This is a genomic window from Micromonospora craniellae, assembly GCF_014764405.1.
GTDB lineage: Bacteria > Actinomycetota > Actinomycetes > Mycobacteriales > Micromonosporaceae > Micromonospora > Micromonospora craniellae.
In genome coordinates, this window is sequence record NZ_CP061725.1 from 6,327,063 (window position 1) to 6,342,058 (window position 14,996).

13 protein-coding genes and 1 pseudogene are annotated in these 14,996 nt (G+C 72.6%); 1 reads left to right on the forward strand and 13 read right to left on the reverse strand.

The genetic code is table 11. The features are described 5' to 3' along the window. Positions 1–20: 20 nt before the first annotated feature. The 9 genes from ID554_RS28800 to ID554_RS28840 form a co-directional block, all read right to left on the reverse strand. Complete coding sequence (locus ID554_RS28800) at positions 21–1,445, reverse strand: MmgE/PrpD family protein (protein ID WP_117227625.1); 1,425 nt, start codon at positions 1,443–1,445, stop codon at positions 21–23. Beyond that, complete coding sequence (locus ID554_RS28805) at positions 1,438–2,289, reverse strand: cyclase family protein (RefSeq protein WP_117227740.1); 852 nt, start codon at positions 2,287–2,289, stop codon at positions 1,438–1,440. The genes ID554_RS28800 and ID554_RS28805 overlap by 8 nt, the downstream gene beginning before the upstream one ends. 38 nt (positions 2,290–2,327) lie before the next feature. Then, complete coding sequence (locus tag ID554_RS28810; protein ID WP_191088657.1) at positions 2,328–3,539, reverse strand: CaiB/BaiF CoA transferase family protein; 1,212 nt, start codon at positions 3,537–3,539, stop codon at positions 2,328–2,330. Positions 3,540–3,618: 79 nt separating this feature from the next. Beyond that, the gene (locus tag ID554_RS28815) at positions 3,619–4,863 is read right to left on the reverse strand and encodes an MFS transporter (RefSeq protein WP_117227627.1); all 1,245 of its coding nucleotides are present in this window, start codon (positions 4,861–4,863) and stop codon (positions 3,619–3,621) included. Further along, positions 4,850–6,274 carry an aldehyde dehydrogenase family protein gene (locus ID554_RS28820; RefSeq protein ID WP_117227628.1) on the reverse strand — a complete coding sequence of 475 codons (1,425 nt, stop codon included), beginning with the start codon at positions 6,272–6,274 and terminating at the stop codon, positions 4,850–4,852. The genes ID554_RS28815 and ID554_RS28820 overlap by 14 nt, the downstream gene beginning before the upstream one ends. Further along, positions 6,267–7,997 (reverse strand): thiamine pyrophosphate-dependent enzyme, encoded by a 1,731-nt coding sequence (locus tag ID554_RS28825; protein WP_117227629.1) that lies wholly within the window; start codon positions 7,995–7,997, stop codon positions 6,267–6,269. Before ID554_RS28825 ends, ID554_RS28820 begins: the two co-directional genes overlap by 8 nt. Continuing rightward, positions 7,994–9,064 carry an ABC transporter substrate-binding protein gene (locus ID554_RS28830; RefSeq protein WP_117227630.1) on the reverse strand — a complete coding sequence of 357 codons (1,071 nt, stop codon included), beginning with the start codon at positions 9,062–9,064 and terminating at the stop codon, positions 7,994–7,996. The genes ID554_RS28825 and ID554_RS28830 overlap by 4 nt, the downstream gene beginning before the upstream one ends. A gap of 125 nt (positions 9,065–9,189) precedes the next feature. Next, positions 9,190–10,062, reverse strand: a complete 873-nt coding sequence (locus ID554_RS28835; protein ID WP_117227631.1) for an ABC transporter permease — start codon at positions 10,060–10,062, stop codon at positions 9,190–9,192. Positions 10,063–10,084: 22 nt separating this feature from the next. Then, complete coding sequence (locus ID554_RS28840; protein ID WP_117227632.1) at positions 10,085–10,876, reverse strand: ABC transporter ATP-binding protein; 792 nt, start codon at positions 10,874–10,876, stop codon at positions 10,085–10,087. A gap of 172 nt (positions 10,877–11,048) precedes the next feature. Here ID554_RS28840 and ID554_RS28845 point away from each other — a divergent pair, with 172 nt between their 5' ends. Next, on the forward strand, positions 11,049–11,669 hold the full coding sequence (locus ID554_RS28845; protein WP_158573714.1) for a cysteine hydrolase family protein: 621 nt from the start codon (positions 11,049–11,051) through the stop codon (positions 11,667–11,669). Here ID554_RS28845 and ID554_RS28850 read toward each other — a convergent pair. The 4 genes and pseudogenes from ID554_RS28850 to ID554_RS28865 form a co-directional block, all read right to left on the reverse strand. Then, positions 11,600–12,502 (reverse strand): IclR family transcriptional regulator, encoded by a 903-nt coding sequence (locus tag ID554_RS28850; protein ID WP_223884321.1) that lies wholly within the window; start codon positions 12,500–12,502, stop codon positions 11,600–11,602. The genes ID554_RS28845 and ID554_RS28850 overlap by 70 nt on opposite strands. Positions 12,503–12,585: 83 nt before the next feature. Then, a complete protein-coding gene (locus tag ID554_RS28855) occupies positions 12,586–13,785 on the reverse strand; it encodes an FAD-dependent oxidoreductase (protein ID WP_147333438.1) in 1,200 nt (399 codons plus the stop codon). A 2-nt stretch (positions 13,786–13,787) separates the two neighbouring features. Then, complete coding sequence (locus tag ID554_RS28860; RefSeq protein ID WP_117227635.1) at positions 13,788–14,567, reverse strand: aspartate racemase/maleate isomerase family protein; 780 nt, start codon at positions 14,565–14,567, stop codon at positions 13,788–13,790. A gap of 135 nt (positions 14,568–14,702) precedes the next feature. After that, a pseudogene (locus tag ID554_RS28865) lies at positions 14,703–14,912 on the reverse strand (SDR family oxidoreductase); the annotation flags it as partial. Positions 14,913–14,996: the final 84 nt, after the last annotated feature.

The following is a 14,996-nucleotide window of genomic DNA, read 5'->3' on the forward strand; positions in this document are numbered from 1 at the left end:
GGCGACGGGTCGCGGGCGGGTCAGTCGGTGGCGGTGCGCAGCCGGGTCAGCGGGCGCAGCAGGTCGGCCACGTCGGTGACGTCGGCGAGAGCGCCGACGGCGGCCACCACCTTCTCGGCGGTGTCCGGGTCGAGGCGACCGGCGACGTTGTCGCGGAACTTCATCGCCAGTTCCCCGTCGGACAGCGGTCGTTGCGGGCCACCGCGGTTGGTCAGCACCTCCTCGCGCCAGGTCCGGCCGTCGTCGGTGCGGACCGTCACGACGGCCGGGAACTGGTAGGGGAAGATCCTGCTGCACTCGTCGTCGGCGACCACGTCGACGCGGGCCATCAGCGCCCGGCGGGCCGGGTCGCGGGCCAGCTCGTCGGTGAAGTCGCCCAGCCCGAGGCCCAGGCCGCCGCCGCCGAGCAGGCCCGCGACCACCGCGTACGGGCCACTGAACTGGGCCTGGTAGCCGGTGTCCGGGGCGCGTTTGGTGTCGATGGGCTGCCCGATGGTGCGGATCACCGCGGCGGGTACCCGCAGTTCGATGTGGTCGATCCGGTCGACCGGTACACCCTGGGCGCGCAGGGCCAGGCCGGCGTCGATGGCGGCGTGGGTGAAGTGGTTGGCCGGGTACGGCTTGAAGAAGATGTCCGGTACCGCCCAGCGTTCGCCGATTCCGTCGGTGACCTGGTCGTGGTCGGCCTCGCCGCGCAGGAAGGCGGTGAAGAACCCGAACCGGCCCTCCAGCACGGTGGGTGGTCCGGTGAAGCCGCGTCGGACCAGGTCGGCGGCGGTGACGGCGCTGTGCGCGGCCCAGCCGCAGTGCAGCCGTTTGACGGTGCCGCCGGTGCGGTTGGCCTCGATCACCCCGGCGGCCATCGAGGCGGTCACGCCGAGGACGTCCAGCAGGCCGTCCTCGTCCAGGCCGACCAGCATGCCGGCGGCCACGGCGGCGCCCATCGCCCCGCAGATGGAGGTGGCGTGCTGGCCGTGTTCGAAGAACACCGAGTTGTTCAGCGTCGGGTCGTAGCCGGCCATGCCGATCCGGACGGTGACCTCGATGCCGACCGCGACGGCGGTGGTGAGGGCGGCGCCGTCGGCGCCGGCGGCCTGCGCGGCGGCCAGGGCCGCCGGCACCACGGCGGCGCTGGGGTGCAGCACCGACGGCAGGTGGGTGTCGTCGTAGTCCAGCGAGTGGGCCAGGACGCCGTTGCCGAACGCGGCCTGCGCGGCGGGTACCGCGTCGGGCAGGCCGACGACGTACGCCTGGGCGCGTCCGCCCTGCTCGGCGACGTGTTCGAGGGCGGCGTGGCTGGTCGGCAGCCGGTGCGCGGCGACGCACAGGCCGAGGATGTCCAGGACCCGCTGGCGCACGCTGGTGGCGACCGGGTCGGGCAGCCCCGTGGTGCGGGTGCGGGCGGCGAACGCGGCGAGCTGCCGGGCGAGGGTCTGCTCAGGCATCGACGACCACCGCCAGCGGACGCACCGGCGAGCCGGTGGCTCCGAAGATGGCCAGCGGCGAGAGCACGAACAGGAACTCGTGCACCCCGGCGGCGGCCAGTTCCTCCAGCGCCATCGTCTCGATGATGTAGACGCCGCGTTCGACCAGCAGGACCCGGTGTGCCGGCAGGACGCTGTGTCCGGCGCCGGGGCGCAGGCACTCGAAGGCGATGGTGTCCGCGCCGGCGGCGTGTACGCCCTGGTCGGCCAGCCAGGTGGCGCCGGCCTCGCCGACGCCGGGTACGCCGCTGTCGTGACCGACGAAGCGGGTGCGGTCGGCGTCGCCGAACAGCCGTCCCCAGCCGCTGCGGATGAGCACCACGTCGCCGGGGCGTACCTGGGTGCCCTGCCGCTCGGCGGTGCGGGTCAGGTCCTGCGGGGTGATCTCGTAGCCGGGTACGCAGCCGTCGGGGGTGCCCAGCGCGGCCGGCACGTCGAGCAGCACACCACGGCGCACCATCGGGGCGATGGTGTGTGCGCCCAGCTCGGCGAAGCGTCCGCCGCGTCCGGCGTCGGCGGCGTCGGAGCCGTCGAACAGCCGGCCGTCCTGGGACACGTGGGAGAAGGCGTCGATGTGGGTGCCGACGTGGGTGCCCATGGTGATGATGTCGTTGGCGGCGGAACCGCCGTCGACACGGACCGCGTCGCCGTGCCGGCGCGGCAGGGCGTGCCAGAACGGCGGGTGGTTCGGCGACTGGGGCATGCCGATGCTCAGGCGGCGACCCAGGTCGTACACCCGGGTTCCGGCGGACACGGCGGCCAGCAGCGTCTGCGTCCCGCTCGCCGGGCTGGTGGTGGTGCTCATGGTGGTCACGGCATTCCTTACCTTCGTGGTGGCGGCCGTCAGGCCACGATCTCCCGGTCGCGCAGGTCGGCGACGGTGTCGGGGGTGCAGCCGAGTTCGTTGACGAGGAGATCGTCGGTGTCGGCGCCGAGGGCCCGGCCGGTGAAGCGGATCCGGCCGGGGGTCTCGGACATCCGCCACAGGACGTTGTGCATCAGGACCTGACCGAAGTCGGGGTCGGGGACGTCGACGAGCATCTCGGCGGCGCGGACGTGGTCGTCGGTGACGATGTCGCGGGCGTCGTAGACGGGCGCGACGGCGGCGCCGGCCTCGTCGAAGGCCCGCATCACCTCGTCACGGGTGCGTTCGGCGATCCACCCGCCGACGTAGGAGTCGAGCAGGTCGGCGTGTTCGGCGCGCTGCCGTCCGGAGGCGAACCACGGTTCGTCGACGACCTCGGGGTGCCCGACGAGGTGCAGCACCCGTTCGGCGATGGACTGGGCGCTGGTGGAGATCGCCACCCAGGAGCCGTCGCGGGTGCGGTAGGTGTTGCGGGGCGCGTTGTTGGTGGAGCGGTTGCCGTGGCGCTGCCCGATCAGGCCGAGCTGGTCGTAGACGGTGGGCCCGGGACCGACCGCCATCATGATCGGTTCGAGCAGGCTCAGGTCGACGACCTGGCCCTTGCCGCCGTTCTGCTGGCGGGCCCAGAGCGCGACCATGGTCGCCGAGGAGGCGGCGATGCCGCAGATGCTGTCGGCCAGGCCGAACGCCGGCAGCGTCGGCGGGCCGTTCTCGTCGCCGGTGAGGTGGGCGAAGCCGCTCATCGCCTCGGCGAGGGTGCCGAAGCCGGGTCGGTGCGCGTAGGGGCCGCGTTGGCCGAAGCCGGAGATGCGGACGACGACGAGCGCCGGGTTGATCTCCAGGAGTGTGTCGGGGCCGATCCCCCACCGTTCCAGGGTGCCGGGGCGGAAGTTCTCCACCAGCACGTCGGCGGTGGCGGCCAGGCGACGCAGCAGGTCGGCGCCCTCCGGTGTGGACAGCTTGAGGCCGAGCGTGCGCTTGTTGCGGGAGATCTCCTTCCACCACAGCGGCACGCCGTCCTTGGCGTGGCCGTGTCCGCGCATGCTGTCCCCGGCGACGGGGTGTTCGACCTTGATGACGTCGGCGCCGTAGTCGCCGAGGATCTGGCAGCACAGCGGTCCGGCCAGGATCGTCGAGGCGTCGATGACGCGCAGGCCGGTCAGCGGTCCGTCATGCACTGGAGTCCCCATTCATATCGTTCGTATCAAGCGAACGGCGTTTCGCTCAGCAGAATAGTTTGTGGTCGGGTGTGGGGTCAACGCACGGCCCTCACCCCCCGGCGGCACGCAGGGCCCGCCGGCCACGCAGCACCACCGCGGCGGCGAGGGCGGCCACCACCGCCACGACCGCGCCGGTGCGCGCGGAGAAGGCGTCGCCCAGCCAGCCGTGCAGGATCGCCGCCGCCGGCCGGATGCCCAGGAAACACATCGACCACAGCGCCATCACCCGGCCCCGCACCCCGTCGGCCAGGCCGTGCTGCATGGTGGCGTTGACGTCGCTGACCGCCAGCAGGTAACCGGCGCCGCCCACGGCGATGCCCACCGTGGCCACCACCGGCCCCGGACTGACCGCCAGCACCGCCATCCCGACGCCGAGGGCGGCCACCCCGACCGCGCCGGTGCGGCCACTGCCCATCACTCGCCGCAGCCGGCCCACCCAGCCGGCGATCAGCGCCGAACCGAGCCCGAAACAGGTGATGAAGATGCCGACCAGCAGCTCGCCGCCGCCGAAGCCCTCGGCGAACAGCGGCGACAACGTGTTGATCGGCTCCATCGCCAACCCGATCAGCGCCACCGCGATCAGGCAACGCACCAGCTCCGGCCGGTGGCGTACGTAGGCGACGCCGTCGAACACCCCGAGCCGGCGTGTGCCGGTCCCGGGCTGCGCCCGGGGCAGCCGTACGCCGGCCAGCGCCAGCGCGAACACCAGGAAGCTGGCGGCGTTGACGGCGAACGCGGCACCGGCGCCGGCCAGCGCGTACGTGGCCGCCCCGGCCACCGGGCCGATCGCCCGGGACAGGTTGAAGGTCAGCGAGTGCAGCGCGATGGCCTGGGGGACGTCGGCGCGTCCGACGATGTTGGGCACCAGCGCCTGGGCCGCCGGCCCGGTGACCGCCTGCCCCACACCGGACAGTCCCACGAACGTCAGCAGCAGCGGGGCGTTGAGGGTGTCCAGGAACGCCAGGACCGCCAGCACCGCGGCGGCCGTCCCGCCCAGCGTCTGCCCGACGATGATCAGCAGCCGCCGGTCGACCCGGTCGGCCACCGCCCCGATGACCGGGGCGAGGACCAACTGCATCGCGAACTGCAACGCGGTGACCAGCCCCACCATGAAGGCGGAGCGGGTCAACGCGAAGATGGTCAGGATCGCCGCGACGTTCTGGAACCAGGTGCCGGTGTTGGACGCCAGCGACCCGAAGAAGTACGGGCCGAAGCGGCGGTCCCGCAGCAACGCGAGCCCGCCGCGACCCACCTCCTCGGCCGACGGGTCGGGCGGGCGGTCAGCCTGCCGCACCCGCGCCGCCCAGGCCGTACCCCTGCGGTGTGCCGGCCGCCAGCGAGGTCCACACCGACTTCGGGCGCAGGTACAGGCGGGCCGCCTCGGTGCCGTTCTCCCGCCCGTAACCGGACAGGCCCACCCCGCCGAAGGGCACCAGGTCCGACAGCACCCGGTACGTGTTGATCCAGACCGTGCCGGCGCGGACCTGTCCGGCGAAACGGTGCGCCCGGGCGATGTCGGCGGTCCACACCCCGGCGGCGAGCCCGAAGTCGGTGTCGTCGGCCAGCCGCAGCGCCTCGGCGTCGTCGCGGAACGACGACACCGCCAGGACCGGGCCGAAGACCTCCTCGCGGAGCAGCCGCGCCTGCGCGTCCAACCGGTCGAACACCGTCGGCGGCACGTAGAAACCGTCGCGCAGCCGCTCGTCGTCGGGCAGGGCGGCCTGCGCGACCAGCCGGCCGGCGGAACGGGTCTCGGCGATGAACTGCGCCGTCTTGTCCCGCTGCGCCGAGGTGATCTGCGGACCCAGGTCGGTGTCCTGGTCGAACGGGTCACCGACCCGCAGTCCGCGTACCCGCTCCGCGATCCGGTCGAGGACCTCGTCGTAGACCGACTCGTGCACCACCAGCCGGGAACCGGCGATGCACATCTGGCCGCAGGAGGCGAACACCCCGAGCACCACCGCGTCGACCGCCCGATCCAGGTCGGCGTCGCCGAAGACCACCTGCGGCGACTTGCCGCCCAGTTCCAGGGCGACCGGGGTCAGGTGCTCCGCCGCCGCGCGGGCGATCGCCTTGCCGGTGTCGTGGTGCCCGGTGAACACGATCAGGTCCACGTCCGGGTGCGACACCAGCGCCGCGCCGGTCTCCCGGCCGCCCGGCAGCACCGCCACAAGTTCCTCGGGCACTCCGGCCTGGGTCAGCAGCCCGGCCAGCCGCAGGGCGGTCAGCGGGGTCTCCTCCGCCGGTTTGAGCAGGCAGGCGTTGCCGAACGCCAGCGCCGGAGCGATCTTCTTGGCGGCGAAGAAGAACGGCACGTTCCACGGGATGACCCCGGCGACGACGCCGTGCGGCTCCGGCGCCGTGTAGGTGTGGTACTCGGCGCCGACCGGGATGGTCTCCCCGCGTACCTGCTCGGCCCAGCCGGCGTAGTAGCGGAAGCTGCCGGCCGCCCGGCGTGCCTCCCGCCGCGTGTCGCTGAGGATCTTGCCGGTGTTGCGGGTCTCGGTCTCGGCCAGTTCTTCGACGGCGGCCTCGATGAGGTCGGCGACCGCGTGCAGGATCCGGCCGCGTTCGCTGCCGGTGCGGCGGGCCCAGGCCGGTTGCGCGGCCCGCGCCGCGCGGACCGCGGCGTGCACCTCGTCCGGAGAGGCGGGCGCCACCCGGGCCAGGACCCGGGCGTCGATCGGGGAGACGACCTCAGCCATCACTCGTCCCTTCGTCTGCGGCCGGGGTACGCGCCCGGCGACCCGGATCCATCGACCCGGTGAGGTGTTCGGGCACCCAGACGTCCAGCACGGCCGGCACCCGGTCGCGCTGCACGGCCGCCCGGGCCCGGTCCAGGGCGGCGACCAGGTCGGCAGCGCGCACCACCCGCTCGCCGTAGCAGCCCTGCGCGCGGGCGTGCGCGGCGAAGTCGGGCGACGGGGTGAGGTGACCGCCGAGCACCGTGGGCGCCGCGACGGCCAGGCCGTCCGGGTAGTGCGCGGCCAGCGTGGTGGTGCCGGTGCGGTAGCCGCCGTTGTTGACCACCACGGTGACCACCGGGGCGTCGTGCTGCTGCTGCAGCCACAGGCACGAGTCCGGCGAGCCGAACAGGTAGGAGCCGTCCCCGGTGACCGCGACCGCGTGCGCGCCGCCGGCGGCGATGCTGGCGCCGGTCGCGGCAGCCACCGACCAGCCGAGGCTGGAGCCGCCTTTCTCGAACAGGGTGCCCGGCTTCGTGCGGCGGACCGCCGTGGTGTCGAACACCTCCCAGGTGAGCAGGTCGTCGGGGTGCAGGTGCGCGTCCAGCGCCGCCGCGATCCCCGCGGGGGTGGGCACACCGCCGGCCGCTCCCTTGCCGGCGGTGTGCCGCTTCGTGCCGACGCCCGGTGGCCGCTGCCGGCGCTGCCGGACGGTGTCGGCGTCGCCTGAGGCGGCTTCGCCCAGCACCGCGGCCAGGAAGGCCGCCGGGTCGGCGGTGGTGCGGGCGTCGGCCCGCAACTCGTACAGCGGGACCCGGCTCTCGATCGGGTCGGGTCCCACCCAGCCGATCCACGCGTCGTCGCTCGGCTGTTCCAGTGCGGGCATCCACGGCACCGGGTGGTCCAGCACGACGACGACGTCGAACTGGTCCAGCGGCGCCGTGGTGTGCCACGGGTTGTCGTCGGGCAGGCTCACCCGGTAGCGGGAGGCGCGTACCTCCACGCCCAGGGTGTCGGCCAGCTCGGCGAGCAGCTGCACCGCGCGGGGGTTCTCGCCGACCCGGTCGGTGACCACGACCGGGCGGCGGGCCGTACGCAGGCGGCGGGCCACCTCGCTGACCACGCCGGGGTCACCGGGGCCCAGCGTCGGCACACCGAGCGCCTGGGCGCTGGGAACGCGGCCGCCGACGGGTGCCGGGTGGCGACCCACCTCCTCGGGCATCGCCAGATAGACGGGACCGCGCCGGGGCGCCAGCGCGACCTGCAGGCCGCGCGCCACGACCAGAGCGGCGTCGTCGAGCGCGGACAGTTTGTAGTCCCACTTGACGTACTGGCGCACGATCGCGCCCTGGTCCCAGCGCTGCTGTTTCCAGAACACCGGCGAGGTGCGCGACTGCGCGCGGGTCGGCGGGTACCCCGACATGATCATGATGGGGTGGTCGCCCCACATGGCGTTGTGGATCGCGCCGCCGTGGTGCAGCAGACCGAGGTCGGCGTGGGCCGCCGTCATGCTGGGTTTACCGGAGACCATGGTCTCGCCCATCGCCGCGGTGAGCGCGACGTGCTCGTGCGGGCAGGTGATGATCTCCGGGGTGGGCTCGCCCTTGTGCCGGGCCTGCGCGCCGGCCTCCTGGAAGGAGGTCAGCTCGGAGCCGCTGTTGAACCAGAGCCGGCGTACCCCGCTGGCGGCCGCCGCGGCGAGGACCGCGGCGGCGCCGCCGACGGCGGCCGGGTCGGCCGTCACAGCTCCCTCGCGCGGGCGAGGTAATCCGGGTAGATCAGCTTCTCGATCGGCGCGGCGGAGTTGACCAGCTTGGCCTTGATGAGGCTCTCCTGGCCGGCGGTCCAGGTCTGCGGGTTCATCCGCAGGGCGTTCTCCGGGCCGGCCGCCTGCCAGCTCTCCACCAACAGCGGCAGTTCGGCGCGGGCCTGGGCCGCGTCCGCCTCCGGGTTGTACTTGCGCAGGTCGTTGATGACCTGGTCCCAGTTCTCCTCCTTGCTGGCGTAGTCGATGGCCTTGAGCACACCGGCGAGGAACCGCACCGGCATGTCGCTGTCCGACTCGACCATCTTGAGGCTGGTGTTGTACGAGTCCGAGGGCATCGGCGCGTACTCGTCGGTGCTGAAGAAGACGACCTCGCCGATCTCCTTCTGGATGGTGGCCCGGTCGGTGTTGACGCAGATCCAGGCGTCGACCTCACCCCGGCGCGCCAGCTCGTACGCGGCGGTGCCGACACCGGTGACCGGACGTTGCACCGACCCGGGGTCGATGCCCGCGTTGATCAGCATGACGTCGAGCAGGTTCTCGGTGGCGCCGCCGGTGGAGACGATGCCGCAGGTGCGTCCGGCGAGCTGGGCCGGGCTGCGGATCGGGTCGTCGGGCAGGGACACCACCTCGAACTGCGACTTCTGCCGCACGCTGGCGATGCTGACGAACGGCGCGTCCTCGTTGGCCACCGCGATGATCGCGTTGATGCCGTTGGCGCGGGTCAGGTCGGCCGAGCCGCCGAGGACGGCCTGGATGGCGGTGGCGGTGCCCTGTCCGCCCTTGATGTCCAGGTTGAGGCCGTGCTCGGTGAAGAAGCCGCGCTCCTTGGCGACCATCGTCTCCACGAAGCTCAACGTCATGCCGGAGGCGGTCATGTACGAGCCGTTCAGGCTGCCGTCGGCGTTGACCTGGTCGTCGTCGCCGCAGCCGCTGAGCATCAGGGTCATGCCGCCGGCGGTGGGCAGCAGCAGACCCGCGGTGGCGCCGAGCCGGAGGAACGAGCGCCGGGAGACCGGCGCGCCGATGGAGGGGTTATGTGTCACGGAAGACTCCCGGGGCGAGGAAGGTACGGATGGATTGACGGATTCGGGCAAGGAGAGGTCCGCCAGTGCCGCGTCGCGGCGCCGACCGGGTCGTGTGGTGTGTCAGGAGGTGGCCGGGCCGCCGGTCAGGGGCGGCGGCGCGGCTGCACGGACTCGTGCCAGGGGATCAGCAGCCGGCGGGCGCCGGTGACGATGCTGTAGAGGGTGAAGCCGAACAACGCCATGATCAGGATCGCGCCGAACAGCTTGTCGACCTGGAGGTTGTTCTGCAGGTTGACCGCGTACCGGCCGAGGCCCTTGTCACCGCCGAGGTACTCGCCGACGATCGCGCCGATGGTCGCCTGGACGACCGCCAGTTCCATGCCGGCCAGGATGAACGGCATCGTGTAGGGCAGGTCGGCCTTCCAGAACCGTGTCCACCGTGACGCCTTGAGCGTCGTCATCAGGTCGTGCATGGAGCCCGGCACCGAGCGGACACCGAACGAGGTGTTGATCAGCAGCGGGAAGAAGGCCAGCAGCGCGGCGATGACCACCTTGGACGAGGGGCCGAAGCCGAGCCAGAGGATGAACAGCGGCACCAGCGCGACCTTCGGCACCACCTGGGTGCCGACGATGAACGGCCGGACGATCCGGTCGAACAGCGGCGACTTGCCGATCATCAGGCCGAGCCCGACGCCCAGCACGATCGCCAGCGCCAGACCCATCATGACCTCGTAGAAGGTCGTCCAGATGTGGGTCCGCCAGACGAACGGGTCGGTGATCTGCTCGGCGAACGCCGTGAACACCGCCTCCGGCGGTGGCAGCACGAACCGGGACAGGTCGGTGACCTCGACGTAGATCTTCCACGCCACGAGGAACAGCGCGATCAGCAGGGGGCTGGTGTAGAAGGACAGCCAGCGGTTGTTGCGCAGCCGCTCCGACCAGGTCGGTGGCGGTGGCTTCAGCAACTCTTCGGCGGAGGGTGTCGGCGCCGGCTGGCGCTCTTTAGTGGCAGTCACTGTGCGGCACCTCGGTATGCGGTCAGGCCGAGACGGCGGATCGGTTGTCGGGGTCCTGCACCGCGCCGATCTGTCGACGCAGCTCGGCGGCGAGATGGCGGAACTCGGCGGTCTCGGTCATGTCGATGGTGCGCGGCCGGGGCAGCGTCACCTCGGTGATGGAGTGGATGTGGCCGGGCTTGGTCCCCAGCATCACGATGCGGTCGGCGAGGAACACCGCCTCGGAGACGGAGTGCGTCACGAAGACGACCGTCTTGCGGTTCTCCAGCCAGATGCGCTGCAGCTCGGAGTTCATCATGTCGCGGGTCTGCGCGTCGAGCGCGCCGAACGGTTCGTCCATGAGCAGCACCTGCGGGTCGTGCGCCAACGCGCGGGCGATGGAGACCCGCTGGCGCATGCCGCCCGACAACTGGTGCGGGTGCTTGCCCTCGGCCTCCGGCAGGCCGACGAGTTCGAGCATCTCGCGGACCCGCGCGGTGCGTTCCCGGCGGCCGACGCCGGCCATCTCCAGCGGCAGGGCCACGTTGGCGGCGGCGGACCGCCAGGGCATCAGGGTGGCCTCCTGGAAGACGAAGCCCAGAGGTCGGTCCCCGTCGGACCGCGTGCCGTGGTCGAGGCTCACCCGACCGACGGTCGGGCTCTCCAACTGACCGATGATGCGCAGCAGGGTGGTCTTGCCACACCCGGAAGGCCCGAGCAGCACGACGAACTCACCGTCGGCGATGTCGAGCGAGACGTCGCTCAGGGCGAGCATCGACTGCCCGCCGGCGCCGGCGAAGACCTTGCTGACGCCCTCCACTTTGATCGCACTCATGGGCTACCCCTGTCACCGACCGGCCCGCGTTGATCGCGAGATTGTTCGCTTGTGCAGTACGCCGTTCTGTTGGTGCGAACGTAAGCTATGTTCGGCGGCAAGGTCAATGGCCTGTCGGACCCGACTCGGCATCATCGATCCGAATCAATACTCCAATTTGGGAGATACCCTCATGAAGTACCCCCCGCAGCGGACCGCGGTGCTGGTCATCGACATGCAGAACGACTTCTGCTCCCCCGCCGGAGCGATGGCGACGCTCGGCGCCGACGTCGCGGTCAACGCCGAACTGGCCCGCCGGCTACCGGGCTTCCTCGACCCGGCGCGGGCCGCCGGCTGCCTCGTCGTCTGGGTCCGGCAGGCCGCCCACGACCAGCTCGTGTCGCCGGCCCGGCGGGCACGGGCCGAAGCGATGGGCCGCAGCCCGCTCAGCGTCTGCGCGGCGGGCTCCTGGGGCGCCGAACTCGCCGACGGCCTACGCCCCGCGCCCGGCGACTGCCACCTGGAGAAGACGCGCTACAGCGCCTTCGTCGGCACGCCCCTGCACAACCTGCTGCGAGCACACGAACGCGACCACGTGGTGGTGGTCGGCACGGCGGCCAACGTCTGCGTCGACTCGACCGTGCGCGAGGCGTACATGGCCGACCTGGCCGTCACCCTGCCGACGGACATGGTCGGCTGGACCCGCCCGGACCTGGCCGAGCCGGCGATCCGCAACCTCGGTTTCTACTTCTGCGAGGCCACGACCTCGGCCGAGCTGCTGTCGGCCTGGTCGGCCGACGCGCGGGCCACCTGACGACGGGGGGCGCGGCGCTTCGCCGGCTCCGCGTCGGCCGGCTCCGGGGCGGGCTGGTAGCCCAGCTCGGCGCTGACCTGGCGGGCCGCGTCGGCCACCAGGTCGCCGTACTCGACCAGCAGACGCGAGGAGAAGCGGTCCTGCGGGCCACACAGCGACAACGATCCGTAGACCTCGCCGGAGGCGAGCCGGATGGCCGCCGCCACGCTCGCGGCCCCCGCCTGCCGTTCGCCCCGGCTCACCGCGTAGCCCTCCCGGCGTACCACCCGCAGGTCGTCCCAGAGCTGCTCGACCGAGGTGATGGTGGCCGGCGTCATCGACACCAGCTCGTGGGTGGTGAGGTATTCGGACACCTCGGCGTCGGGCAACGCGGCCAGGATCGCCTTGGACGACGAGCCGGCGACCAGCGAGTGCCGGGAGCCGAGCGTGACCGACATCCGGATCTCGTGCGGCGAGAGCACCTGGTCGGTGTAGACGCGCACCCAGCCCTGCCGCATCGACAGCGTGGCCGTCTCGCCGGTGATCTCCACCAGCCGCCGCATGTGCCGGTTGGTGGTCGCCTGTACGTCGATGGCGCGCAGCGCGGCCAGACCGGCGGCCAGCGCGCCCGGACCCAGGCGATAGCGCCGGGTGCCCTCGTCGAAGGTGACGAACTGGTTGGCCGTGAGCTCCTTGAGGATGCGGTGGGCCACCGCCTTGGGCAGGCTCAGGTCCCGCGCGACGGTGGACACCCCGACCATCTCGGGGCTACGTTCGGCGAGCAGGTCGATCACGGCGAGCGCGCGACCCAGGCCGCTCGCGGTGTAACGGTGGCCGTCCGCTGGCTCACTCACCGGCACCGCTGACTCCATTCGACCGTGACCTCTCGTGCGTGCCGTCGGGCGGCACTTCGCGGGCGGGCACCGGCTTGCGGCGCCTAGTGCTGGATCCCGAGCATACTGACCCGCCGCAGATACGCTCGGGCCTCCTCGGCGTTGTCGGCGACCGCCCGCAGCCGCACCAGCCGCTCACGACGCCCCGCCAGGTCCGCCGCGTCCGCCGAGGTGCGGTTCTCGGTGGTGGTCGGCTGCACGAAGCGCTCGGCGATCGAGCGGCGTCGCTGCGCGTACGCGGTGGTCGCGGTGTCCTGGTCGGAATCGGCCAGCGCGGCGGCCACCGCCATCGCGTCGTGGATGCCGGAGTTCAGGCCCATGCCCCCGGTGGTGCTGCTCAGGTGGGCGGCGTCGCCGGCCAGCAGCACCCGGCCGATCCGGAACGAGTCGGCCAGTCGTTGGTGGCTGCGGTACATCTGGTGCTGGTGCAGCGGCAGCAGCCCGTCCGGCGGGGTCGGGGAGCCCAGCAGCAGGTCCACGGCGGCCAGGAAGTCCGGGTGGGTGCCCGTCGGTGGTTCGTCGTCGACCCCGGTGGTGGTGGACAGCGCGGCGCGCCAGATGTCCGGGGTACGGATCAGCGAGAACCGGCCGCGCGGGCCGGACCAGTAGCCGACCTCGCTGAGGTCGGGCACCGCGTCCTCGAACCGGAAGGGCGTGGCCACCACCAGGCTCAGCGACGGGTACGTGAAGCCGGGGAACGGCACGTCGAGCAGCTTGCGGGCGATGCTGTGCGCCCCGTCGGCGGCCACCGCCCAGCGGCACGCCACGGTACGCCGGTCGCCGTCGACCGCCACGTCCAGCTCGACGCGCGTGTCGTCCTGGCGCAGCCCGACGACCTCGTGCCCGAACCGCAGGTCCACGTTGGGCGCCCCGGCGACCGCCCGGCGCAACTGCCGGACCAGCTTGTACTGCTCGTACTGGAGCCGGAACGGGTAGCGGGTCTCCCCCTCCAGCAGGTCGTAGGAGAAGCGGGCGGACTCGGACAGCTCCAGGTCGCGGTAGTCCAGCCGGCGCACCCGGACGGCCTCGGCGAGCACCGGCGCGGCCAGGTCCAGCTCGTCGAGGAGTTCGAGCGTGGGCGGGTGCACCGTCGAGCCGCGCCACTCCGAGCGCACCTCGTCGTGGCCCTGTTCCAGGACGACCACGGGGATGTCGTACCGGGCCAGCGCGAGGGCGGTCACCATGCCCACCGGTCCGCCGCCGAGGACGACGACCGGTGCCTCCACCGGGTGGCTTGGCGGCACGTTCACTCCTTCCGGCCGGCGGGACCGCCGGCGATCTGCGTCGTGGCGGGTCCGGCCAGGACGCCTGCCAGGTGCCGCAGCGCCGGACTCGGCGACTGCGCCGCCAGGTGCGCGGCCCCGGCGGCCTGCATCGACTGCCAGGCGCCGGCCAGGTTCGAGGAGAGCACCGGCACGGGCGAGCGCGGCACGACCTCGTCGAGCACGTCCAGGCTCGGCGCGCCGGTGCCGGTGAGCAGCACTGCGTGTCCGTCGGGGGCGGTCGTGCCGAGCGTGTCCAGCACGCGGTGCACGGTGTCGCCGACCGTCGTCGAGGCGAGGTCGTAGATGGCGCCCGTGCCGGGCACCGTCACCACCTCGGCGACCGTGCGGCCGGTCGCCCGCCAGAACGCCGCCGCCTGCTCGGTGAGCCAGTCCGGGTACGGCGACACCAGGGTCAGCGTCCGTGCGGCGAGCCGGTCGAGCACCTGCCGCACGGCGCTCGCGGCGCCGACGACCGGGCTGCCGAGCCGTTCGGCGGCGGCCCGGTCGGCGTCGGAGTGCCGGGGCCGGTAGTAGCAGCCGGTGCAGGCGACGTAGGTGGCCCGCAGGTCCAGTCCCCGCAGCGTGGCGACGGTCTCCGGAAGCAGTTCGGCGTACCGGTCGAGCCGGTGGGCGAGTGATCCGTCGACGACCGGTAGCCGGGCCACGTGGTAGCGCAGCCGTGCCGGCAGCAGGCGGCGCAGCTCGGGCTCGACGGTCGGGTTGGCCGGCGGGACGATGACGCCCAGAGCGGTCTCGACCACGACACCCCCATCAGAATGTTCGACTGAGCCGTACGCCGTTCGACGTACTGGAACGATAGGGGTTCTGGCGGGACGTGGTCAACCCACCCGACGGGCGCGTCCGCGCACGCCGGGGCAGGGGTGACGACCGGAGGGTCAGAGACCACCGCCGACGCGCAGCACGGCGCCAGTGGTGTACGAGGCGTCCGCTCCGAGCAGCCAGGCGATGGCGGCGGCGACCTCGTCGGGTTCGCCGGGACGACCCAGCGGGATCCGACCGGCGGCCCGCTCGGGCCGGTCCGGCTGCCCGGAGAGGGCGTGGATGTCGGTCCGGGTGATGCCCGGGGCGACCGCGTTGACCCGGACATGAACCAGCACGCGGACCGGGCGCTCACGGCGATGGGGGCTGATCTTCAGGGTGTCGCCGGGGACTGGTATCAAAGCAGGCGA